Origin of the sequence: Microbacterium sp. 1.5R (assembly GCF_001889265.1) — a bacterium.
Classification (GTDB): domain Bacteria; phylum Actinomycetota; class Actinomycetes; order Actinomycetales; family Microbacteriaceae; genus Microbacterium.
On record NZ_CP018151.1, the window covers coordinates 2,224,044 to 2,246,629 of the forward strand.

19 protein-coding genes are annotated in these 22,586 nt (G+C 67.9%); 4 read left to right on the plus strand and 15 right to left on the minus strand.

Annotation, left to right across the window (positions count from 1 at the left end):
* Positions 1–24: 24 nt before the first annotated feature.
* The 10 genes from BMW26_RS10645 to BMW26_RS10690 all read right to left on the minus strand — a co-directional run bounded on the left by BMW26_RS10645 (position 25) and on the right by BMW26_RS10690 (position 10,914).
* Positions 25–1,101: a UDP-N-acetylglucosamine--N-acetylmuramyl-(pentapeptide) pyrophosphoryl-undecaprenol N-acetylglucosamine transferase gene (locus tag BMW26_RS10645; protein ID WP_072591456.1), complete on the minus strand. Its 1,077-nt coding sequence runs from the start codon at positions 1,099–1,101 to the stop codon at positions 25–27.
* The gene (ftsW, locus tag BMW26_RS10650) at positions 1,098–2,336 is read right to left on the minus strand and encodes a putative lipid II flippase FtsW (protein ID WP_072591457.1); all 1,239 of its coding nucleotides are present in this window, start codon (positions 2,334–2,336) and stop codon (positions 1,098–1,100) included. The genes BMW26_RS10645 and ftsW overlap by 4 nt, the downstream gene beginning before the upstream one ends.
* Positions 2,305–3,843 (minus strand): UDP-N-acetylmuramoyl-L-alanine--D-glutamate ligase, encoded by a 1,539-nt coding sequence (gene murD / locus BMW26_RS10655; RefSeq protein ID WP_072591458.1) that lies wholly within the window; start codon positions 3,841–3,843, stop codon positions 2,305–2,307. The genes ftsW and murD overlap by 32 nt, the downstream gene beginning before the upstream one ends.
* Positions 3,833–4,945 (minus strand): phospho-N-acetylmuramoyl-pentapeptide-transferase, encoded by a 1,113-nt coding sequence (gene mraY / locus BMW26_RS10660; RefSeq protein ID WP_053096767.1) that lies wholly within the window; start codon positions 4,943–4,945, stop codon positions 3,833–3,835. Before mraY ends, murD begins: the two co-directional genes overlap by 11 nt.
* Complete coding sequence (locus BMW26_RS10665; protein WP_072591459.1) at positions 4,942–6,354, minus strand: UDP-N-acetylmuramoyl-tripeptide--D-alanyl-D-alanine ligase; 1,413 nt, start codon at positions 6,352–6,354, stop codon at positions 4,942–4,944. Before BMW26_RS10665 ends, mraY begins: the two co-directional genes overlap by 4 nt.
* Before the next feature lie 28 nt (positions 6,355–6,382).
* Positions 6,383–8,164: a peptidoglycan D,D-transpeptidase FtsI family protein gene (locus BMW26_RS10670; RefSeq protein ID WP_072591460.1), complete on the minus strand. Its 1,782-nt coding sequence runs from the start codon at positions 8,162–8,164 to the stop codon at positions 6,383–6,385.
* A 39-nt stretch (positions 8,165–8,203) separates the two neighbouring features.
* Entirely contained in the window at positions 8,204–8,779 is a 576-nt protein-coding gene (locus BMW26_RS10675; protein ID WP_072591461.1) for a hypothetical protein, read from the minus strand.
* Positions 8,776–9,714: a 16S rRNA (cytosine(1402)-N(4))-methyltransferase RsmH gene (rsmH, locus tag BMW26_RS10680; protein ID WP_053096775.1), complete on the minus strand. Its 939-nt coding sequence runs from the start codon at positions 9,712–9,714 to the stop codon at positions 8,776–8,778. The genes BMW26_RS10675 and rsmH overlap by 4 nt, the downstream gene beginning before the upstream one ends.
* A gap of 117 nt (positions 9,715–9,831) precedes the next feature.
* Positions 9,832–10,263, minus strand: a complete 432-nt coding sequence (gene mraZ, locus BMW26_RS10685; protein WP_053096776.1) for a division/cell wall cluster transcriptional repressor MraZ — start codon at positions 10,261–10,263, stop codon at positions 9,832–9,834.
* Positions 10,264–10,542: 279 nt separating this feature from the next.
* Positions 10,543–10,914, minus strand: a complete 372-nt coding sequence (locus BMW26_RS10690; RefSeq protein WP_053096778.1) for a DUF3040 domain-containing protein — start codon at positions 10,912–10,914, stop codon at positions 10,543–10,545.
* 86 nt (positions 10,915–11,000) lie between these two features.
* On the opposite strand from BMW26_RS10690, the gene BMW26_RS10695 reads away from it, so the two are divergent.
* Positions 11,001–12,101, plus strand: a complete 1,101-nt coding sequence (locus BMW26_RS10695; RefSeq protein ID WP_072591462.1) for a polyprenyl synthetase family protein — start codon at positions 11,001–11,003, stop codon at positions 12,099–12,101.
* 26 nt (positions 12,102–12,127) lie between these two features.
* Here the strand turns inward: BMW26_RS10695 and BMW26_RS10700 are convergent, their stop codons facing one another.
* Positions 12,128–12,472 carry an Rv2175c family DNA-binding protein gene (locus BMW26_RS10700; protein ID WP_332257703.1) on the minus strand — a complete coding sequence of 115 codons (345 nt, stop codon included), beginning with the start codon at positions 12,470–12,472 and terminating at the stop codon, positions 12,128–12,130.
* A gap of 215 nt (positions 12,473–12,687) precedes the next feature.
* Between BMW26_RS10700 and BMW26_RS10705 the strand changes: the two genes are divergently transcribed.
* Together BMW26_RS10705 and pknB are read left to right on the plus strand one after the other, a co-directional pair.
* Positions 12,688–13,890: a LysM peptidoglycan-binding domain-containing protein gene (locus BMW26_RS10705; protein ID WP_072591463.1), complete on the plus strand. Its 1,203-nt coding sequence runs from the start codon at positions 12,688–12,690 to the stop codon at positions 13,888–13,890.
* Between the two features lie 79 nt (positions 13,891–13,969).
* Complete coding sequence (pknB, locus tag BMW26_RS10710) at positions 13,970–15,916, plus strand: Stk1 family PASTA domain-containing Ser/Thr kinase (RefSeq protein ID WP_072591464.1); 1,947 nt, start codon at positions 13,970–13,972, stop codon at positions 15,914–15,916.
* A gap of 122 nt (positions 15,917–16,038) precedes the next feature.
* On the opposite strand, the gene BMW26_RS10715 is transcribed toward pknB, so the two are convergent.
* A complete protein-coding gene (locus BMW26_RS10715; RefSeq protein ID WP_056278966.1) occupies positions 16,039–17,379 on the minus strand; it encodes a class II 3-deoxy-7-phosphoheptulonate synthase in 1,341 nt (446 codons plus the stop codon).
* Positions 17,380–17,416: 37 nt separating this feature from the next.
* The gene (locus tag BMW26_RS10720; RefSeq protein WP_053099163.1) at positions 17,417–18,115 is read right to left on the minus strand and encodes a lysophospholipid acyltransferase family protein; all 699 of its coding nucleotides are present in this window, start codon (positions 18,113–18,115) and stop codon (positions 17,417–17,419) included.
* A gap of 151 nt (positions 18,116–18,266) precedes the next feature.
* Between BMW26_RS10720 and BMW26_RS10725 the strand changes: the two genes are divergently transcribed.
* On the plus strand, positions 18,267–20,099 hold the full coding sequence (locus BMW26_RS10725; protein WP_056278967.1) for an AMP-dependent synthetase/ligase: 1,833 nt from the start codon (positions 18,267–18,269) through the stop codon (positions 20,097–20,099).
* Positions 20,100–20,157: 58 nt separating this feature from the next.
* On the opposite strand, the gene def is transcribed toward BMW26_RS10725, so the two are convergent.
* Positions 20,158–20,649, minus strand: a complete 492-nt coding sequence (def, locus tag BMW26_RS10730) for a peptide deformylase (RefSeq protein ID WP_072591465.1) — start codon at positions 20,647–20,649, stop codon at positions 20,158–20,160.
* Positions 20,649–22,565, minus strand: a complete 1,917-nt coding sequence (locus tag BMW26_RS17470; RefSeq protein WP_157557427.1) for a MinD/ParA family ATP-binding protein — start codon at positions 22,563–22,565, stop codon at positions 20,649–20,651. The genes def and BMW26_RS17470 overlap by 1 nt, the downstream gene beginning before the upstream one ends.
* Positions 22,566–22,586: the final 21 nt, after the last annotated feature.

Sequence of the window (22,586 nt, forward strand, 5' to 3'; positions counted from 1 at the left end):
CGAGGAGCCGTGTCGACGGTGAGATCAGGAGGACCGGAGGGCGCGATCCACGAGTGCGACGACGTTCTCCGTGCCGGTGCGGGTGCCCACCTGCTCGGCGGCGGACTGCATGGCCGTGAGCTGCTGCGGATCGTTCATGACGGGGATCACGAGGCGGCGCACCGCGTCGCCGTCGAAGGTGGCGTCGTCGAGAAGACGAGCGGCCCCGGCTGCCACGGCGGACGCCGCGTTCAGTCGCTGCTCCCCGTTGCCGACGGAGTACGGCACGTACAGCGCGGGGATCCCCAGGGCGCTGATCTCGCTCACGGTGGCTGCGCCGGAACGGGACACGATGAGGTCGGCGAGCGCGAAGCCGAGGTCCATCCGGTCGACGTATCGGCGCATGGTGTATCCCGGCACCTCGGGGTCGGCCAGATCACTGCGTTCGCCCGTGACGTGCAGCAGCTGCCAGTCGGCGGCCAGGATGTCGCCCCAGGAGTCTGCGATGGCCTCGTTCAGCCTCTGGGCCCCCAGCGACCCGCCGAAGACGAGAAGGACCGGGCGCGCCGGGTCGAGCCCGAAGTGCGCGGCGGCCTCATCGCGAGAGGCCGCGCGGTCGAGCTCGATGACCTCTCGACGCAGCGGCATGCCGACCACCTCGCCGCCGCGCAGGGGGGTTCCGGCGAATGCGACTCCCGTGGCCGCGGCGCGTCGAGCACCCAGCACGTTCGCGAGGCCCGGCTTCGCGTTGGCCTCGTGCACGACGAACGGCACGCGCTCACGGCCTGCTGCCACGTAGGCCGGGGCGGAGGCATAGCCGCCGAAGCCCACGACGACGTCGACGCGGTGAGCGCGGATGTGATCGCGCACCTGGGCGACGGCGCGGCGGAACCTGGCGGGGAACAACGCGGCCTGCTTGTCGGGCCGACGCGGGAACGGCACCTTGTCGACGATGAGGAGCTCATACCCTCGAGCCGGCACGAGTCGGGACTCGAGCCCCTCGGCCGTTCCGAGCACCAGGATCGAGGCATCGGCGTCCCTGGCGCGCAGCGCATCGGCGACGGCGAGCAGGGGGTTGACGTGACCGGCGGTTCCACCGCCGGCGAGAAGGTACGTGGTCACCGTGTGACCTTACCCCGCCCTGCTGAAGGGGTCCGTGCCGCCGAACGACCCTCGGCGACGGGGATCGTGCGCGCGAACGACAGCAGCACTCCGCACGCGATGAGGACGGCGAGGAGAGCCGTTCCTCCCTGCGACATGAACGGCAGCGGCACTCCCATGACGGGGAACAGTCCGATCACGACGCCGATGTTGAACACGGCCTGACCGGTGATCCAGACGGTGATCCCGCCGGCTGCGACCCGGATGAACGGATCGGCGGTCTTGCGGATGATGTGGAAGGCACCGATGGTGAACAGCGTGAAGAGGGCCAGCACGACGATGCAGCCGATCAGGCCGAGCTCTTCGCCGACGATGGCGAAGATGAAGTCGTTGCCGGCGGCGGGCAGCCAGCCGTACTTCTCCTGCGAGTTGCCCAGCCCCACGCCGAAGATTCCTCCCGACGCCATTCCCCAGATCCCGTGGATCGACTGGTAGCAGTCGCCGGTGTACGCCGACATGTCGGAGCACGTCGCCGTGATGCGACGCATGCGGTCAGGGCTCGTGACGGCCAGCGCGATTACGGCGACGACGCCGAGCAGCACCGGCAGGATGAACAGCCGGAGCTTCACCCCCGAGAAGAAGAGGCAGCCGAGCAGGATGATGACCAGCACCATCGCGGTGCCGAGGTCCTTGCCGGCGATCACCGTTCCGATCGCCAGGGCTCCCACGGGCACCACGGGGATGAAGACCTGATGCCAGGTGCCGAGCATGGTCTGCTTGCGCATCAGGACGTAGCCGATCCACAGCGCGAGGGCGAGCTTGAGGAACTCCGACGGCTGCAGGGTGAACCCGGCGATCATGATCCAGTTGCGGTTTCCGCCGTCCTCGATGCCGAGCGGGGTGAAGACCAGCAGCTGGAGCGCGATGGAACCGAACAGTGCCGGCCACGCCATGCGCTTGAGGAGCGTGATCGGGAGTCGGGAGATCAGGAACATCAGCGGCACGCCGAGCACGGCGAAGATGCCCTGCCGAAGCGCGCCGTCCATCGGATTCTCACCCTTCGAGACCGCGGTCGCGCTCGTCGCCGAGAGCACCATCACGAGGCCGAAGATCGTCAGCATCAGCGCCGCCGATGCGATCATCAGGAACTCGGTCGACACGGGGGTGAAACGACGCCCGAGCGACACTCTCGCCGCGAGACCGCGGGAGCCGGTGCTGCCGGGATCAGAGCGCGGGGGGCGTTCGACCTGCGTCATCGGTGCTCCCCCGGTCTATCCAGTCCCGCACCGCTTCGGCGAAGCGGTGTCCTCGATCCGCGTAACTGGAGAACTGATCGAAGGACGCGGCGGCGGGGGCCAGCAGGACTGTTCCCTCGCCATCGACGATTCCCGCGGCGATCTCCACGACGCGATTCATGACCTGACCAGTCTCGCCAGCATCCACCTCGAACACCGGAACCCCCGGCGCGTGTCGCTCGAATGCGGCGACGACGGCTGAGCGCTGGACTCCGATGACGACCGCCGCCCGGGCGGTGGTCCCGGCCGTGGCGACCAGCTCGCCGATGTCGACGCCCTTCAGGTCGCCGCCGACCACCCAGACCGCACCGGGGTATGCGCGGAGCGATGACGCGGCAGCGTGCGGGTTGGTGGCCTTGGAGTCGTCGACCCAGGTGATGCCGCGATGGCGGGCGATGACCTGGATCCGATGCTCGTCGAGACGGAACGACTGCAGAGCCGAGTGGATGGCGCGCGGCTCGACGCCCAGAGAGCGAGCGAGCGCACTCGCCGCCAGGATGTTCTGCACGATGTGCGGGGCGGCCAGGCCGGCTTCTCGCAGGTCGGCGACGGTCGTGAGCTCGAGTGCGCTGCTGGCCCGGTCGTCCAAGAACGCACGATCGACGAGCAGCCCCTCCACCACGCCGACATCGCTGGGGCCGGGGATGCCGAGATCGAATCCGATCGCGCGGGCACCCTCGACCACCTCGGCGTCCTCGACCATGAGCCTGGTCGCCTCGTCGGCCTTGTTATAGACGCAGGCGACTCTCGTGTTGCGGTACACCAGGGCCTTCGCATCGCGGTACGCCTGCGCACTGCCGTGCCACACCAGGTGGTCGTCCGCGAGGTTCAGGCACACCGAGGCGTGCGGATACAGCTCGCCTTCGGTCTCGGAGAGTCCGAGGTACCAGAGCTGGTGGCTGGAGAGCTCGACGACGAGCACGTCGAAACCGGCGGGGTCGCGGACCGCGTCGAGAACGGGCACGCCGATGTTGCCGCACGGCGCCGCACGCAGACCTCCCTCGACGAGGAGCGACGCGGTCAGCTGCGTCGTCGTCGTCTTGCCGTTGGTGCCCGTGATGAGCACCCAGTCAGCCGGGGAGCCGTCGGCGCGGGTCACCTTGTCGCGCAGACGCCAGGCGAGTTCGACATCGCCCCAGAGCGCGATGCCGGCATCTTGCGCCCAGCGGATCACGGTGTGCGAGGGAGGGAATCCCGGCGAGGCGATGATGACCTCCGGCGCGAACGCGGTCAGAGCTTCAGGGACCCGGTCCAGCGTTCCCAGCTCCAGACGAGCACCGATCACGGGCAGGAGCTTGGCATACTCCTCCTCCGCCGACTCGGTCAGCACCAGGACGTCCGCACCGAGTTCGGTGAGCGTGTCCGCCACCGAGAAGCCGGTCATGGACAGCCCGAGAACGGCGACGCGCAGGCCCGACCAGTCGGCGTTCCAGCTCGTCAGAGTCGCGAGCCTCTCGTCAGTCGACACGAGTCAGCCACTCCACGTAGAAGAGTCCGACTGCTGAGATCGCGAGCAGGCCCGCGATGATCCACATGCGGACCACGATCGTGACCTCGGACCATCCGCGCATCTCGAGATGATGGTGGAACGGACTCATCAGGAAGAGTCGCTTTCCGCGCGTGATCTTGAAGTAGGCGCGCTGCAGGATCACCGATCCGGAGGCGAGGACGAAGACGCCGGCGATCACGAACAGCAGCAGCTCGGTGCGGGTGAGGATCGCCATCGCGGTGATGACGCCTCCGATCGCCATCGAGCCGACATCGCCCATGAAGACCTTCGCCTTGGGAGCGTTCCACCACAGGAAGCCGATCAGGCTCGAGGCGAAGGAGGCCGCGATGATCGCCAGGCTGAACGGGTCGCGGACCTCGTAGCATCCGCCGAGCGCGGCGGTCTCGACACCCTCGCCCACGCACGACTGCTTGAACTGCCAGAACGCGATCAGGCTGTACGCCCCCACGACGATGACCCCGGCGCCAGCTGCGAGACCGTCGAGCCCGTCGGTGAGGTTGACGCTGTTCGAGGTCGCGACGCCGATGATCGAGATCCACAGCAGATAGAGCGCCCAGCCGAGGATCGCGGTGAACGCGAACAGGTTCAACCACGGGATGTCGCGGAAGAGCGAGATCGAGCCGGATGCCGGAGTCTGATCGAAGGCGTTCGGGAAGTTCAGCGCGACGATGCCGAACGGGATCATCACGACGAGCTGCCCGATGATCTTGCGCCACCCCGAGAGCCCGAGGCTGCGCTGACTGCGCACCTTCATGTAGTCGTCGATGAAGCCCACTGCGCCGAAACCGACCATGAGCCAGATCACGAGAAGCGCGGACAGCGCGGGAGTCCCGCCTCCGACGTACGTGGCCGTGAAGTAGCCGACCATCGTGCCGACGATGAAGATGACGCCGCCCATGGTCGGCGTGCCGCGTTTGGCTTCGTGGTTCGGGTTCTCGATGGCCTCCGGGGTGCGGATGACCTGGCCCCAGCCCCACTTCCGGAAGAGCCGGAGGAAGACGGGAGTAAGAAAAAGAGTGAAGGCGAGCGATATGGCCGCCGCCATGATGAGAGATCTCACGAGAACAATTCTCCCAGACGATCGCCGAGGTGCCGGAGCCCTACGGAATTGGAGGACTTCACGAGCACCCGGTCGCCGTCGCGGAGTTCGGAGCGCAGGTACTCGAACGCGGCATCCTGGTCAGCGAAGAACACGGCCTCGCTGTCCCAGGATCCTTCGCCGATCGCGGAGATGAAGAGGCGGCGGGCCTCGGGGCCGACGACGACGATGCGCTGGATGTTCAGACGCACGGCGAGCAGACCGATCCGGTCGTGCTCCTCGCCCGCGGTCTCGCCGAGCTCGCTCATGGCGCCGAGCACGGCGACCGTCCGCTCGTCGGGACCGGTGATCTGCGCGAGAGTCCGCAGCGCTGCGGCCATCGAGTCCGGGCTGGCGTTGTAGGCGTCGTTGATGATGCGCACGCGGTCGCTGCCCATGGGCTGCATACGCCAGCGCTCCGCGATCTCGACCGTCTCGAGACGGTCGATCGCGTCGGCCGTCGACACCCCGAGAACGCCGGCGGCGGCGATGGCCGCCAGGGCGTTGCCGACGTGGTGGGCGCCGAGCACCTGCAGGCGGAGCGGAAGACGCTCCCCCGCCGCGTGGATGACACACGAGGTGCCGGATGCCGTGACCTCGAGGTCGTGCGCCTGGACATCGGCCGCGTCGCTCTGACCGAAGCCGACGACCCGCATCCCGCGGGACGTCGCGAGCGCGCCCATCGCCGCGACGCGTGAGTCGTCGACGTTGAGCACCGCCGTTCCCGTGGGCCTCGCGGCGGCGACGAGCTCGGACTTGGCCTTGGCCGTCGCCTCGATACCGCCGAAGCCGCCCGCGTGCGCCATGCCGACCATCAGCACCACAGCGACGTCCGGCTCGACGAGTCCGGCGAGGCGGGCGATGCTGCCGGGCCCGTCGGCTCCGAACTCGCTGACGAGGAACCGCGTGCCGTGCGTGATGCGCAGCATGGTGACGGGCGCGCCCACCTCGTTGTTGTACGAGTTGATGGGGGCGATCGTCTCGCCTTCGTCGGAGAGGATGCGGGCGAGGAAGTTCTTCGTCGTCGTCTTGCCGTTCGACCCCGTGATCCCGACGATCTTGAGGTCTCCGGCTGCGCGAACGCGGGCGACGACCTCGCGGGCGAGATCGGCGAGGGCGACGATGACGTCAGGGACGACGATCTGGGTGATCTCCTCGTCGACCGGGTGCTCGACGATCGCGAGCGCTGCCCCCGCAGCGAGCGCAGCGCCGACGAACCGGTGTCCGTCCGTCTCCGCGCCCGGCTTCGCGACGAACACGGAGCCGGGGGCCATGGTGCGCGAGTCCGTGTCCACGACACCGTCGATGACGGTGTCGGCGGTGGCAGAACCGGCGAGGCGGAGATCACCCCCGAGGACGGCGGCGATCTCAGCAAGCGACAGGGCGATCATGACGTCTCCAGGCGCGGCGGGGCGCCGTCTATTCGAACTTCGGAAGCAGTGCGTCCATCGGGCTGGAGGACGGCATCACGCGGTAGGTCTTCATGGTCTGGGTCATCGCCTTCTGGAAGGCAGAAGCGGTAGCAGCAGACGATGTAACTCTAGTCGGCTCGTCGAGAGTCACCACCACGACGTACTGCGGATCGTCGACCGGCGCGAAGCCCACCATGCTCGTGTAGTAGACGCCCGACTTGTAGCCGCCCTTGCCGTCCGGGATCTGCGCGGTACCCGTCTTGCTGGTCACCCGGTAGCCGGGAACCTGGATGCGGTCGGCGTTGCCGCCCTGGACGGCCACGTTCTCGAGCATCCGCGTGAGGTCGGCCGCGGTCTGGGGCTTGATGATCTGCTCGGGCTCGGGAGCACCCGGCGTGACCACCGTGCCGTCAGCGGCCGTGCAGGACTCGATCAGCGAGAGACCGATCTTCTCGCCGCCGTTGGCGATCGCCTGGTAGGCGCCGGCGAGCTGCGGCGCCGTGACCGTGAAGTACTGACCGAACGTGGTGGTGTAGAGCGACTGGTTGTCCCACTCGCTCGTGGGGTGGATCTCCCCCGAGGTCTCACTGGGGAAGCCGATCGTCGTCTCGCCGACGCCGAAGCGCTCGAGGTAGTCGTGACGGACATCCGGGCTCACCATCGTGCCGAACTTCGACAGCGCGACGTTCGATGAATCGATGAGCGCGCCGGCGAGGGTGTACTGGAAGGTCGGGTGCACGAACGCGTCGTTGATCACGGCGCCGTTGTCGAACTTCTCGTGCGAGGAGGCCGACACCGTGGGACTCGTCATCGTCACACCGCCGTTCTCCATCACCGCAGCGGCCGTCACGGCCTTGAACGTCGATCCCGGCTCGAACGGGTAGGTGAAGAGCTTGCTCACCCACGTCTCGGGCGCTGAGGCGTCGAGATCGTTCGGGTCCATGGTGGGCCATTCGGCCGCGGCGCGGATCTTTCCGGTGCCCACCTCGACGACGGTGACGGTGCCGCCCTTGGCGCCCTGGGCCTGCGCCTCTTCGGCGATCATCTGCTGCATGTACCACTGCAGGTCGCTGTTGATCGTGAGCTGCACGGTGCCGCCGTCGACCGCGTCCACCCTGCTCTCACTGCCGGGGATGACAACGGAGTTCTTGCCGGTGCGGTACGACTCCTCGCCGTCCGTGGGGGCGAGGCACTTCTCGTCCATCTTCTCGATGCCGGCCTGCGCAGTGCCGGTCCCGTCGAGGTATCCGAGCAGGTTTCCCGCCACGGCGCCGTTCGGGTAGACCCTGACCTCGCGCGGCTTCATCACGAGATACGAGCCGACCTTGAGGTCGCGCAGCTCGATGTACTTCTCGGTGCTGAGGCCCTTGACCAGCGGCAGGTACTGCGAATCGGGGTTCTCGGCGAGGGCAGCGGCGACATCGGCACGCAGCTCGTCCCCATCCAGCCCCATGATCTCGGCGATGCGCGTCGACGCCTCAGCCCAGGGCAGTGGCGGCGGGTTCTTCTCGTCCTCCTCCAGGAGGCGGATGACCTGGGGGCTGAGCTGCGCGTCGTAGACCATGACGCTCTCGGCCAGCACGGATCCGTTGCTGTCGACCACCGAGCCGCGTTCACCGGGAATCGCGGTGCGGTGCGCGATGAACTCGAGCGACTGTGCGACGTGCTCGTCGGCCTTCACCACCTGGATGTCGACGAGCCGCACGACGAAGGCGGCCAGGATCGCCAGGATCACCGCGAGAGCGACGACCGTGCGTCGCCGGGGTGTCCGGGTGGCTCGTGTCGTCATGGACTCTCTCCGTCAGGTCTCGATGGTGGGTGTGGTCGTCTAGCGAGTGCTGGGGCTCGGGAGTCCGTCGGTGATCGCCGGCGGAAGCTCCTGCGCAGACTGCCCGGCCGCTCCGTCGGGCGCGGGGTCGTCTGCCGTGGAGGCGTTCACCGGCACGTCGTTCAGCAGGGAGTTGCTCACCGCGCCGGCGCCGTTCGGATCGATGGTCGACGAGCCGGTCGCGCCGGTTCCCTGGCCGAAGACGGCTCCATCGCTCAGGCGGAGGTAGGACGGGGCCCCTGCCACGACCATGCCCAGGGATGCGGCACTGGCGGCGAGCGACTGGGGTGAGCTCATCCCGGTGAGATCCTCCTGCAGGGCGTTCGTCCGCAGATCCAGTTCGTGCTGCTGCGACGTGAGCCCTGCCAGCACGAAGGAGTCCTGGGTGATCGCCAGCGAGAGGCCGATCTGCACGCCTCCGATGGCCATGGCTCCTGCGAGCGCCACCAGCGCGTAGGCGAGCTTCGGCTTGCGGCGGACGGGGGTTCCCGTCACCGGCTCGAGACGCCGACGAGGTGCGCGTTCGGGTGCCTCGGGGAGCGCCCTCGGTCTCGGCGCTGCGACGTTCAGACTCATGAGCTCTCACGCACTTTCTCTGCGGCACGCAGTCGGACGGGGATGGCGCGGGGGTTGCGAGCGCGTTCGGCGTCGTCGGCGAGCTCCGCACCCTTGGTGATGATGCGGAAACGCGGCGCGTGCTCCGGCAGCTCGACGGGGAGTCCCCGCGGTGCGGTGGAGGCCGCACCGGCGGCGAAGGCCTGCTTCACGAGTCGGTCCTCGAGAGACTGGTACGACATCACCACGATGCGTCCGCCGACCGCGAGCGCATCCATGGCTGCGGGAATCGCATCCGCGAGTACGTTGAGCTCGGTGTTCACTTCGATCCGCAGAGCCTGGAAGACGCGCTTGGCCGGGTGCCCGGCCCGCTGAGCAGCTGCGGGCGTCGCCGCCTGGAGGATCTCGACGAGTTCGCCGGAGCGCGTGATCGGCTTCTTCTCGCGTGCGGCGATGATGAAGCGCGCATAGCGTCCCGCGAGCTTCTCCTCGCCATAGCGCTCGAAGATGCGACGCAGGTTGCCTTCGGTGTAGGTCGCGATCACCTCGGCGGCCGTCACGCCCTTCGTCTGATCCATCCGCATGTCCAGCGGCGCATCCTTCGAGTAGGCGAAGCCGCGTTCGGCTTCATCGAGCTGCAGGGACGAGACGCCCAGGTCGAAGAGGATGCCCGATGCGCCCTGAGCGTGCAGTCCGATCTCGTCATAGACCGTGTGCACCAGCGTCACCCGGTCACGGAAACGAGCGAGACGCTCCCCCGCGATGCGCAGAGCGTCGGTGTCCCGATCGAGGCCGACGAGGCGGATGTTCGGGAACCGCTCGAGCAGCGCTTCGGAGTGACCGCCCATGCCGAGGGTGGCATCGACGAGCACCGCTCCGTCCGCCTGCAGCGCAGGGGCGAGAAGCTCGACGCAGCGTTCGAGGAGTACGGGGGTGTGGATGTCGCGGAGGTTCATGATCTTTCTCGGGTGATCTCTGTATCTCGGTGACCAGGGCCCTGATCCCCCTCCGCTTCACGACCCGGCACCGGGGAAGTGTGTCGGGGCAGGAGCGGCGGGGCATCACAGCCGTGGTCAGAAGAGGCCCGGAATCACCTCCTGCTCGAGATCTGCGTAGGTCTCCTCGCCTGCTGCGAGGTAGGTGTTCCAGCTCTCCGCATCCCAGATCTCGGCGTGGGCGCCGACTCCGGTGACGATGAGCTCCTTCTGCAGCCCCGCGTATTGACGGAGGTGCACGGGGATGGTGATGCGGTTCTGACTGTCGGGCATCTCCGCACTCGCACCGGAGAGGAACAGGCGCATGAAGTCACGCGCCTGCTTGTTCGCGAGCGGCGCCTGGCGGATCCGCTCGTGCATCGTCTCGAACTCGGCCGTGCTGAAGACGTAGAGGCAGCGTTCCTGCCCTCGGGTGACGACGATGCCGCCACCGAGGTCTTCGCGGAACTTCGCAGGAAGGATGACCCGTCCTTTGTCGTCCAACTTCGGAGAATGCGTTCCCAGCAACATCAGCCATCACCCCCTCTCCGTCCGGCCAACTCGAGGTGCGCCCCACTTTACTCCACTTTCCTCCACAAACCTACGGTCAATCCCTGTCCAGACCGCTCCTGTGAGTGCGCGTACGACAAAGAGCCGCGGATTTCCGCGGCTCAAGGGCGGTGGAGGACGGTGGAGCGTGAGTGGAGGACGGAGCCCGGCATCACGACGCAGCCCCGGGCCGGCATACGGGTCCGAACGCACGAAGGCCCGGATGCTCAGAGCATCCGGGCCTTCGTGAAGGTGTGTGGGTCAGTTGCCGTCTTGGCGGCGGTCCCATCGATCGTTCATGCGATCCATGAAGGACGCTGAGCTCTGCTGCTTCGCCGCGCGTTCGCGGGGTGCAGCGGAGAGGGGCTTGCGGACGGGGGTCACAGCGATCATGACGCCGCCGAGCATGGCGGCGAATCCGATCACTCCGACCACGACTCCCCAGACGTCCCCGAGGACGACTCCGACGATCAACCCACCCACACCGGCGAGGAGCAGAAGGGCTCCGTACACGAGGTTGCGGTAGCTGAGAGCGCGGTCACCAGACGGCGCAGTGACGACATCGGCGTCGTTGTGGAGGAGATGGCGTTCCATCTCGTCGAGCAGACGCTGCTCCTGTTCGGAGAGTGGCATTTCGTCCCCCTCGGGTATTCGTCCGTCCATTCTACGCGCGGTATGCCGCTGCGGGCTAGCTTCAAGGGCCTCCGTTGGCTTTACGTATGCTGGGAGTCGTGCCGTCCCCCTCATTTGTCTCCGACGCCGTCGCCGCACGCCTGCGCCTCTTCCTCGACCGGATGCGAGGCGAGTCGGCCGAATACGGCCCGGATGCCGAAGGCCTGATCGACTCGGCAGCCGACACCCTGGTGGGTGGCAAGCGCCTGCGGGCCCGTTTCTGCCACGCGGGATGGCAGTCGGTCGCACGTTTCCGCGACCGCGACGCCGAAGAATCGACGGGCCTCTGGGATGTCTGTGCGGCTCTGGAGATCTTCCAGTCGGCCGCACTGGTGCACGACGACCTGATCGACAACTCCGACACGAGGCGGGGACGTCCGGCGGCCCACCGCGCGCTCGAAGGCGCGCACGTCGCAGCCGGATGGCGAGGCGACCCCGCCGCCTTCGGCCGCTCGTCGGCGATCCTGCTCGGTGACCTGCTGGTGGCCTGGAGCGACGACCTCCTCGAGGAGGCGATCGAGCCGCTCCCCCATGCCTCGGCGGTCCGCCGCGAATACGGACGGATGCGCCGGGACGTCACCGTGGGCCAATTCCTCGACATCGCGGAGGAGTCCGCCTGGAGCGTCCACGCCACGGACTCGCACGTCGAGCGTGCGCTTCGCGTCGTCTCCCTCAAATCCGCGAGGTACAGCATCGAGCAGCCCCTCGTGCTCGGTGCAGCGATCGCGGATGCCGACGAGGACCAGCTTCTGGCGCTTCGCGAGTTCGGCCATCCGGTCGGGATGGCCTTCCAACTGCGCGACGACCTGCTCGGCGTCTACGGCGACGCCGCCGTGACCGGCAAACCTGCCGGTGACGACCTGCGCGAGGGCAAGCGCACCGTGCTGGTCGCTCTGACGAGGCAGACTCTCGACGCGTCCGCTCGCACCCTGTTCGATGAGATGCTCGGCGATCCCGACCTCACCAGCGAGCAGGTCGCATTCCTTCAGGCGACGATCACGGCCTCCGGCGCCCTGGAGCGCGTGGAGCGGATGATCGACGACTATGCGCGGGAAGCCGATCGCGCTCTCTCCGGAGCGCGGCTCGACACCACCGCTGTCGGAGACCTGCGCGATCTCGCACGCGCTGCGACGGTGCGCTCGGCCTGAGCGCGAACCGCTTCAGAGAGCTCGGTTCAGGCGAGGGTGCGGGCGACCCTGCGGACAGCACTCTTGTGTCCGGCCAGAAGCGCGTCGATCGGCGAGCGACCCAGTTCCTCCTCGGGAGCGAGGAGCCAGTCGATGACCTCGTCGTCGGAGAAGCCCGCATCCTGCAGCACGATGATCGTGCCTCGCAGCGAGGGCAGCGGGTGGTTGTCGACGATGAACACCGACGGAACCGCGAACACGCCGGAGCGGCGCGAGCCGACGAGGTAGTGCTCGTCGATGAGCCTGCGCACACGACCGAGGGCCTCGTCGAGGACCTCCACGAGGTCGGGCATCGTGAGCCACTCGGTGGCGGTGACGCCGGCGGCGCTCACGGCGTTCGCGGACGCAGCCTCGGGCTGCGAGGTTTCAGACGGGTTGCTTTCAGACGGCACAGACACGTTGCAACTATCTCACCTCTGAGCGCCGATCGCACTTTCCGCATCGGGGCTTCGGTTCACATCGGCACCATCCGCACCATCCGTCACTCCTGTTGACATCCGTTTACATCCGTGTCAGCGTGGGCGGACGCCGAACAAGGGGGATCCCCGTGAGAACGCCTGCCGTCGCGCGACGAACGCGCACTCTTCAGCTCGGGGTGCCCGCCGCCCTCTTGGGCACGCTGTCTGCGGGGATCGCTGCCACCCCCGCATCCGCCGACGCGGTCTCGTCCCCGATCGAACGACTGCAGGCGACGCCGACGCGGATCGCGCCGACGGAGGCGCCTCCTGCCGTGTACACGGTGCGGCCGGGCGACACGATCTCGTCGATCGCGAACCGGTTCGGTCTGCGCACCGTCGAGGTCCTGGCTTGGAACGGACTCAGTTGGCGTTCGGTGATCTACCCGGGGCAGACGCTGTCGTTGGCAGGAGCGAGTGCCCCCTCGCCGGCCCCGGCCCCGGTCCAGGCGGCTCCGACGGCGAAGCACACCGTCGTCGCCGGCGAGACCGTGTTCGGCATCGCGCAGAAGCACGGGACGAGCGTCGACGCTGTTCTCGCCGCGAACGGCCTTGACCGGTCGTCCGTGATCTACCCCGGCCAGCAGCTCGCGCTCAGCGGCGAGTCAGCTCCGTCGGCCGCACCACCGGCATCCCCCGCGCAGACAGCCGCCCCCGCTCCGACCGCGACCGGTGGCCAGGCGCACGCTGTGGCCGCAGGAGACACCCTGTTCGCCATCGCGAAGAAGTACGGCACGACCGTCGCGCAGCTCCTCGCGCTGAACGGCCTGGGTTCCGGAGCCATCATCTACCCCGGCCAGTCGCTGACCGTCGCGGCGGCGCCAGCGCCGGCTCCGGCTCCGACGCCCGCCCCGGCGGCGGCCACGCCCCCTCCCCAGCTGTTCGCGAACCTCGACGCCGAACAGGCCGCGAACGCCTCGCTCATCATCCGCGTCGGACGCGAGCTCGGCGCGCCCGACCGCGCCATCGCGATCGCTCTCGCCACCGCCATGGTCGAATCCAGCATGCGCAATCTGTCATGGGGTGACCGCGACTCCCTCGGCCTCTTCCAGCAGCGCCCCAGCATGGGCTGGGGTTCGCCCGAGCAGGCGGTCGACGCCGACCGGAGCACCCGTGTCTTCTTCGGCGGCTCGTCGGATCCGAACGGGCAGGCCTCGCGGGGGCTCTTCGACATCTCAGGCTGGGAGAGCATGTCATTCACGGATGCCGCGCAGGCCGTCCAGATCTCCGCGTATCCCGATCGCTACGGCCAGTGGGAGACCCAGGCCCACCAGTGGCTCGGTGTCCACGGGTGACGCGCTTCCGGGCAAACCCGCAGGTGCAAGGGGCGAGCCGCTCCCGGGGCTTTCAGGCAGTTCTCCATAGAATCTTGACGTGACGACCAATCAGCAGGCCGACCCCCTCATCGGGCGGCTTGTCGACGGTCGGTACCGCGTGCGCGCCCGAATCGCCCGTGGAGGCATGGCGACCGTCTATGTCGCCACCGATCTCCGCCTCGAGCGGCGCATCGCTCTGAAGGTCATGCACGCGCACCTGAGCGACGACTCCGCCTTCCAGAGCCGGTTCATCCAAGAGGCACGTGCTGCCGCGCGGCTGGCCGATCCCCACGTCGTCAACGTGTTCGACCAGGGCCAGGACGGCGAACTCGCATACCTGGTGATGGAGTACCTTCCCGGCATCACGCTGCGCGAACTGCTGCGCGAGCAGAAGCGGCTCACGATCCCGCAGACGATCACCATCATGGATGCCGTCCTCGCCGGCCTCTCCGCAGCGCACCGCGCCGGGATCGTGCACCGTGACGTGAAGCCCGAGAACGTGCTGCTGGCCGAAGACGGACGCATCAAGATCGGCGACTTCGGTCTCGCCCGTGCGACCACCGCGAACACGGCCACCGGACAGCAGCTGCTCGGAACCATCGCCTATCTCGCACCCGAGCTCGTCACTCGCGGCACTGCCGACGCCAGAAGCGACATCTACGCGCTGGGCATCATGCTGTACGAGATGCTCGTCGGCGAACAGCCGTACAAGGGCGAGCAGCCCATGCAGATCGCCTTCCAGCACGCCACCGAGTCCGTGCCGCGCCCGAGCGTGCGCAATCCCGGCGTGCCGGAGGAGCTCGACGAACTCGTGCTCTGGGCCACGGAGAAATCGCCGGATGAGCGTCCCGACGATGCGCAGCAGATGCTGGAGCGACTGCGCGAGATCGAGCGCGGGCTCGGGATCGCACCCGCCGTCGCCGCTGCGACGACATCGCAGCGCTCGCAGGCCGACTCCGCGGACCTCACCAAGGTCATGCCGAGCACGATGGTCATCGCCGACCCGACCGCCCCGGTCACGGCCGCCGTCGACAACGCGACGCTCCTGCGTCGCCGCTCATCACGACGTCGCGCGCGCGGAGCGTTCCTTCTGACGCTGGTGCTGCTTCTCGCGACCGTCGCCGGTGGTGTCGGCTGGTGGTTCGGGTCCGGTCCTGGTTCACTCGTCGCCGTCCCGGGGGTGGCCGGTCTGTCGTACGACGACGCCGCATCGGCGTTGACCGCAGAGGGCTTCGTGCCGGTGCGCGGCGAGGAGAGCTCCATCGACATCGCCGCCGGTGAGACGATCCGTACGGACCCCGGCGAGGGCGAACGCCTCGACAAGGGCACCGAGATCACCGTCTTCGTGTCCTCGGGTCCGGCATCGCACACGGTGGAGACCCTCAACGGCAAGACCGAGCAGGAAGCTCGCGACTACCTCGCGGACATCAGGATCAACGTCACAGAGACCTCCCTGCAGCTCTTCTCCGACGCCGAGGCCGGGCGCGTGATCAACGCCTTCGTGACGCCTCGCGACGGCGGCGAGGTCTATGCGTGCGCCGAGGGCTGCGAGCTGCGCGAGGACGACACGGTCGAGCTGTACGTCTCCGCCGGCGCGTTCCCCGATGTCGCGGGAATGAGCGTCGATCAGGCGACGAATACGCTGCGCGACAAGGGCGTCGAGGTCAACCCGGACTCGCAGTTCGTCTTCAGCGACTCGGTCGCGAAGGATGTCGTCATCGGCGTCACCGACCGCGCCGAAGAGGGCAATCGGCGCCCCGGCGATACTGTTCAGCTGATCGTCTCGAAAGGACCCGAACTGTTCCCCGTGCCCGAGGTCGAGGGGATGAGCCGCGACGAGGCCGCCCAGGTGATCCGGGACGCCGGTTTCGAACCGACCTGGAACGGCATCTGGAACGCGTTCCCCAACGACTTCACCGAGGTCAGCGGGTCCGATCCGGGTGCCGGCGCGCAGCGCCCGAAGGGCACCGAGATCACTCTCCAGATCCGCAGCAGCGCGTTCTAGGAGGCGGGCGGTCCCCGCGCTTATCGCCCGCGGCCGCACGCCGTCGGCCGCCTGTCGCAGCCGCCACACAGAAAGGGTCCTCTCCGACTACGGAGAGGACCCTTCTGTCTGATGGATCGTGGTCAGCGCTTCTCGAGCTCTTCGGCCACGAGGAAGGCGAGCTCGAGCGACTGCATGTGGTTGAGACGCGGGTCGCACAGGCTCTCGTAGCGGGTCGCGAGGGCGGCCTCGTCGATGTGCTCGGATCCGCCCAGGCACTCGGTGACGTCGTCACCGGTGAGCTCGACGTGGATGCCGCCGGGGAACGTGCCCACGGCCCGGTGCGCCTCGAAGAAGCCGCGGACCTCGTCGACGACATCATCGAAGCGACGCGTCTTGTACCCCGTGGGCGTCGTGATGCCGTTGCCGTGCATGGGGTCGGTGACCCACAGCGGCTGCGCGCCCGAGTCGCGGACGGCCTCGAGCAGCGGCGGCAGCGCGTCGCGGATCTTGCCAGCGCCCATGCGCGTGATGAACGTCAGACGGCCCGGCTCGCGGTCAGGGTCGAGCTTGTCGATCAGCGCGAGCGCCGTCTCGGGTGACGTGGTCGGACCGAGCTTCACGCCGATGGGGTTGCGGATCTTCGAGAAGTAGTCGACGTGCGCACCGTCGAGCTCGCGCGTGCGCTCCCCGATCCACAGGAAGTGCGCCGAGGTGTTGAACGGCGTGTCCGTACGGGAGTCGATGCGGGTCATCGGGCGCTCGTAGTCCATCAGCAGGCCCTCGTGCCCGGTGAAGAACTCGACGCGGGTGAGCTCGTCGAAGTCGGCGCCGGCCGCCTCCATGAACTTGATGGCCCGGTCGATCTCGGCCGCCATGCGCTCGTAGCGCTGGTTCGCCGGGTTCTGCGCGAAGCCCTTGTTCCACGAGTGCACCTCGCGCAGATCGGCGAAGCCACCCTGCGTGAACGCGCGGATGAGGTTCAGCGTCGACGCGGCCGTGTGGTATCCCTGCAGCAGGCGGCCGGGATCGGCACGGCGGGACGCCTCGGTGAAGTCGTAGCCGTTCACGATGTCGCCGCGGTAGGCGGGAAGCGTGACATCGCCACGGGTCTCGGTGTCGCTCGACCGCGGCTTGGCGAACTGGCCGGCCATGCGACCCATCTTCACCACGGGCATCGATGCGCCGTACGTCAGCACCACGGCCATCTGCAGGACCGTCTTGATCCTGTTGCGGATCTGGTCGGCGGTGGCACCCGCGAAGGTCTCTGCGCAGTCGCCGCCCTGCAGCAGGAACGCCTTGCCGGACGCTGCTCGCGCAAGACGATCGCGGAGGTTGTCGACCTCGCCGGCGAACACCAGGGGCGGGAGCGTCGAGATCTGCGTGGAGACCTCGGAGACACGCTCTGCGTCGAGCCACTGAGGCTGCTGTTTGATCGGGAGCGAGCGCCACGCATCAAGCGCGTCGATGTGGTGCTGGAGCATGTGTCCAGCCTAGTGCTCGTGACGAAGCCGGGATGCCTCAGGAGCGCTGTGTGACGCGCGCCGGGAGCCGGTCCTTCACGGTCGATGCGTACACGTCGTCGTACTGCTGTTCACCCAGTCGCTGGAGGGCGACCATGATCTCGTCAGTGACCGAGCGGAGGATGTAGCGATCGTTCTCCATGCCCGCGTAGCGGGAGAAGTCCAGGGGCTCGCCGATGACGATCCCGACCCGCACCACGCGCGGCAGGCGCTGCCCGATGGGCATCGCGGTGTCGGTGTCGACCATGATCACCGGGATCACCGGGACCTTCGCCTCCATCGCCATCCGGGCGATCCCGGTGCGGCCACGGTAGAGCCGGCCGTCGGGGCTCCGCGTGCCCTCCGGATAGATGCCGAGCAGGTCGCCGCGTCCGAGTACCTGCAGGCCGGTGTTGAGAGAGGCTTCGGACGCCTTGCCGCCGGAGCGGTCGATCGGGATCTGCCCCGTCGCCTTCATGAAGAACTTGGTGGCCCAGCCCTTGATCCCGCGCCCGGTGAAGTAGTCACTCTTGGCGAGGAACGACATCGGTCGGTCGATCATCAGCGGCAGGAAGATGGAATCGGCGAAGGAGAGGTGGTTGCTGGCGAGGATCGCCGCGCCGTTCGCCGGGATGTTCGCGCGCCCGACCACCCATGGTCGGAATATCGCTTTGACCACGGGACCGATCGCCACGTACTTCATCAGCCAGTAGAACATCGAGGTGAAGTCTAGCGTCGTGCTCGGCATCCGCCACAGCCGCGGTCTCGCGAGACCCGATCGGCGACTGAGTGTCACCTGATATGCGACCGAGTGTCATGCTCTAGACTCGTGTGCAACCCAGTGCCCGACCGGTACCGAAGGAGCTGCCGTGGTCCAGTTTGAAGTCCCCGCCGTCGTCCCCGCCGACCCAGACGCGAACATCGCCGACCTGCTGGCGAAGCGCGTCCAAGCGACTCCCGATCGCCCCCTCTTCGCAGTGCCCGATGGCGACGGATGGCGCGACATCACCGCAGCCGACTTCGAGACTGCGGTCATCGCGCTGGCCAAGGGCTTCGTCGCCGCGGGCATCCAGCCGGGTGAGAAGGTGGGCTTCCTCGCACGCACGACCTACGAGTGGACTCTCGTCGACTTCGCGCTGTTCTACGCCGGCGCCGTGATGGTCCCGATCTACGAGACCAGCTCTCCGTCGCAGATCCAGTGGATCCTCGAGGATTCCGGTGCCATCGCCCTCGTGGTCGAGTCACCGGAGCACTTCGCTCGGCTCGATGAGGTGCGCGGCGACCTCCCGCTGCTCCGCGAGGTGTGGCAGCTGCACCTCGGAGCGATCGATTCGCTGACCGCCCAGGGCGCATCCGTCACCGATGCCGAGATCGAGCGTCTCCGCAACATCGCCGTCGGTTCTGACATCGCCACCCTCATCTACACCTCGGGGTCGACCGGCCGCCCCAAGGGCTGCGTCCTCACACACAGCAACTTCGTCGAGCTGTGCCGCAATTCCGCGACGGCACTCGACGCAGTGGTTCAGACACCGGGTTCCTCCACGCTGCTCTTCATCACGACAGCGCACGTGTTCGCGCGCTTCATCTCGATCCTCAACATCCACGCCGGCGTGCGCACCGGACACCAGCCCGACACTCGACAGCTGCTGCCGGCGCTCGGGTCGTTCAAGCCGACCTACCTTCTCGCCGTGCCGCGCGTCTTCGAGAAGGTCTACAACTCCGCCGAGCAGAAGGCCGAGGCCGGTGGGAAGGGGAAGATCTTCCGCGCCGCCGCGGACGTCGCCATCCAGCACTCGAAGCTCGTCGAGGAGGGCAAGAGCATCCCGATCGGGACGAAGCTCAAGTTCGCACTCTTCAACAAGCTCGTCTACAGCAAGCTGCGTGAAGCCATGGGCGGCAGAGTCGTCTACGCGGTGTCGGGCTCCGCTCCCCTCGGTTCGCGTCTGGGCCACTTCTTCCACAGCCTCGGCGTCGTGATCCTCGAGGGATACGGTCTCACCGAGACGACTGCTCCGGCGACCGTGAACCTGGCCGACAAGTCGAAGATCGGCACCGTCGGCCCCGCGCTCCCCGGTGTGGGTGTGCGACTCGCGGACGACGGTGAGATCCAGGTCCGCGGCATCAACGTCTTCAAGGAGTACTGGAACAACCCCGAGGCGACCGCAGAGGCGTTCAGCGACGGCGGCTGGTTCCACACGGGCGACATCGGCAGCTTCGACTCCGAGGGCTTCCTGACCATCACCGGTCGCAAGAAGGAGATCATCGTCACGGCCGGCGGAAAGAACGTCGCGCCGGCCGCGCTGGAAGACCCGATCCGCGCGAATCCGATCATCGGACAGGTCGTCGTCGTCGGCGACCAGCGTCCGTTCATCTCCGCGCTCATCACGCTGGATCCTGAGATGCTCCCGACTTGGCTCGGCAACGCCGGCCTCCCGAAGGAGATGTCGCTCGCCGAGGCCGCCACGAACGATGCCGTCCGTGCCGAGATCCAGAAGGCGGTCGATGCCGCCAACGCGCGCGTGTCGCGCGCGGAGTCCATCCGCAAGTTCACCGTTCTCGACAGCGAATGGACCGAGGCCTCCGGTCACCTCACTCCGAAGCTGTCGATCAAGCGCAACGTGATCATGAGCGACTTCGCCGACGAGATCGCTGCCATCTACGACGAACCCGTCTCGACGACCAACGTCGCGATCGGCGGCTGAGGCTCGCGAGACAGCAGAAAGGCCCCGCTCCGGCGGGGCCTTTCTCAGTGTCCGGGGATCAGAACCAGGCGCTCTCTCTGACCTCGCGCATCGCACGCTTGCGGGTCTCGGCATCCAGCCTCGTGAGGTAGAGCTTCCCATCGAGGTGATCGGTCTCGTGCTGGAGCGCCTGCGCCAGCAGACCGCTTCCTTCGAGCACCACCGGCTCGCCGTCGAGGTCGATGCCCTCGACGCGGGCCCACGGGTGTCGCAGGGCGTCGTGCCACAGGCCGGGAACCGACAGGCAGCCCTCCCCCGTGGGCACCGGCTCACCCCGGACCTCGGTCAGGACGGGATTGAGCACGTAACCGATGTCACCGTCGATGTTGTAACTGAAGGCGCGGAGCGCGACGCCGATCTGCGGAGCCGCGACACCGGCACGGCCAGGCAGCTCGACGGTGTCGATCAGATCGGCGACGAGCGCGCGCACCCCCTCGTCGATACGGTCGATCGGTGCGCAGACGGTGCGAAGCACGGGGTCTCCGAAGACCCGGATCTCACGGACCGCCATCAGGCGCCCTTCGCCCGCAGACCTTCGACGAGCAGCGCAGCCAGCTCCCGTGCCGCCACCCGTGTCTCAGGCTGGAGATTGGCGAAGACGATGGTCCCGCCCCCGGCGATCTGCGAGTCGTACGGCATCCGCACCACATGCTTCGCCCTCGTGCCGAAATGCGCTTCGAGCTCGTTGAGGCGCACCAGCGGGGCGCCGGGCGTCGACTGGTTCAGCACCACGACCGCCTCGCGGGCCTGCTCGGCGTACCCGTTGCTCTCGAGCCACGTCAGGGTCTCCGACGCCAGCCGCGCCTCGTCGACGCTCAGCCCCGACACGATCACGATCTGATCGGCCAGATCGAGCGTGGCCGACATGACCGAGTGCACGATGCCGGTTCCGGTGTCCGTGAGCACGAGCGAGTAGTAGTGCGCGGCGACGCCTGCCACGTCGCGATAGTCGCTGTCGCTGAACGCCTCGGCGATCCGAGGATCCGAGTCGGACGCGAGCACGTCGAGGCGGGTGGCATCTCGCGCGACGATCGCAGAGATGTCGTGATACCCCCTGACCTCGTCATGGATGCGGACGAGGTCGCGCACCGACTTGTTGTGGTGCGGCCGCACCACGCGCTCGGCGAGGGTGCCGCGGTCGGGGTTGGCGTCGACCGCGATGACGCGATCGTCCCTGGCGTCGGCGAGGGCCATGCCCAGCAGAGCGGTGATCGTCGTCTTGCCGACTCCGCCCTTCCGCGACAGCACGGGGACGAACCGGGCTCCCCCGACGATCGGAGCGGCGATCCGCGCGCTCAGAGCCTTCCGCTCGCGGGCGCGGCGTCCGTCACCGATGTTGATCCGACGCCCCGAGATGGCGTAGAGGAAGTGACTCCACGCCCCTTCGGGTTCGGGCTTGGTGAGACGGTGCGGATCGAGCAGTCGGTCGGCGGTGAGGAGGTCGGCGCTCTCGCGAGAGGAGTCGCCGAGGTCGTCCAGACGCTTCGACGAGAGCTGCACGTCGGCCCGGGTCGATCGAGTCGCGGGTGCCACGGCGTTCCTGGGCTTCTGTGCGTCCATTGCCGAAGTCTCCTTCTTGGCGAGAGATGATGCCGCCGACGCTCTCCTCGAGGTCGGCGCGGCGTCGAAGTCCGCCTTCGCCTTGGCGATGAACGCTGCGGCGGCAGCGGCCTCCTCCGCGGCGACGGCATCAGCAGGCACTGCAGCCGGCTTCGCGGACGGAATGGCGCCGGCATCCGTGGCTGATGCAGTCACCGGAGTGCGCTCACGTGTGCGCGGGGGCTCGGGCTGAGCGTCCTGTTCCGTTTCCGACTGCGATTCGGTCGCGGGAGCGACCGCGGGCTCGGGCTCGGGCTCGGGCTCGGGCTCGATTTCACGCTCGACCTCAGACTCAGACTCGACCTCAGATTCAGGCTCGGACTCGACCTCAGGCTCAGGCTCGGGCTCGGGCTCGACCTCAGGCTCAGGCTCGGGCTCGACCTCAGGCTCAACTTCGAGCTCAGGCTCAGGCTCAGGCTCAGGCTCAAGCTCGACTGCGGACTCAGGCTCGACCTCAGACTCAGGCTCTACCGCAGGCTCAGGCTCCGCCTGGGGCTCTGCTTCCGCCTCGACTTCGGGTCGCTGGATCTCTTTCTTCGCGGGCTCCGGCGGCAGCTCGATGATCATCGGCGCCGCACCGAGCGGTGCCGGTGCGATCTCCGCCGCAGCCTTCGCCGCGGCGACGGGCTCGTCGACGATCAGATCCGCGACGACCTCGCCCTCGATGACGCCGTCGTCTTCCAGGTCGTCGTCATCGTCCGTCGGCAACACCACGCTCACCTGCGCGGTGCCGAGGATCCCGATCGCCGAGGTGTCCAACGACGTCGCGTCGTCGAGGACCCCTCTGGACTCATCGTCCGGGTTGTCTGCCACGTTCTTCGGGGTCACTGTGTCACTCCAAGCTTGTGC

Excerpts from the sequence above, each read along its gene's own strand:
- ftsW (WP_072591457.1), bottom strand. The coding sequence starts at position 2,336 with ATGACGCAGGTCGAACGCCCCCCGCGCTCTGATCCCGGCAGCACCGGC.
- BMW26_RS10665 (WP_072591459.1), bottom strand. The coding sequence starts at position 6,354 with ATGATCGCCCTGTCGCTTGCTGAGATCGCCGCCGTCCTCGGGGGTGAT.
- BMW26_RS10670 (WP_072591460.1), bottom strand. The coding sequence starts at position 8,164 with ATGACGACACGAGCCACCCGGACACCCCGGCGACGCACGGTCGTCGCT.
- BMW26_RS10675 (WP_072591461.1), bottom strand. The coding sequence starts at position 8,779 with ATGAGTCTGAACGTCGCAGCGCCGAGACCGAGGGCGCTCCCCGAGGCA.
- rsmH (WP_053096775.1), bottom strand. The coding sequence starts at position 9,714 with ATGAACCTCCGCGACATCCACACCCCCGTACTCCTCGAACGCTGCGTC.
- mraZ (WP_053096776.1), bottom strand. The coding sequence starts at position 10,263 with ATGTTGCTGGGAACGCATTCTCCGAAGTTGGACGACAAAGGACGGGTC.
- BMW26_RS10690 (WP_053096778.1), bottom strand. The coding sequence starts at position 10,914 with ATGCCACTCTCCGAACAGGAGCAGCGTCTGCTCGACGAGATGGAACGC.
- BMW26_RS10695 (WP_072591462.1), top strand. The coding sequence starts at position 11,001 with ATGCTGGGAGTCGTGCCGTCCCCCTCATTTGTCTCCGACGCCGTCGCC.
- BMW26_RS10715 (WP_056278966.1), bottom strand. The coding sequence starts at position 17,379 with ATGCTCCAGCACCACATCGACGCGCTTGATGCGTGGCGCTCGCTCCCG.
- BMW26_RS10720 (WP_053099163.1), bottom strand. The coding sequence starts at position 18,115 with ATGTTCTACTGGCTGATGAAGTACGTGGCGATCGGTCCCGTGGTCAAA.
- def (WP_072591465.1), bottom strand. The coding sequence starts at position 20,649 with ATGGCGGTCCGTGAGATCCGGGTCTTCGGAGACCCCGTGCTTCGCACC.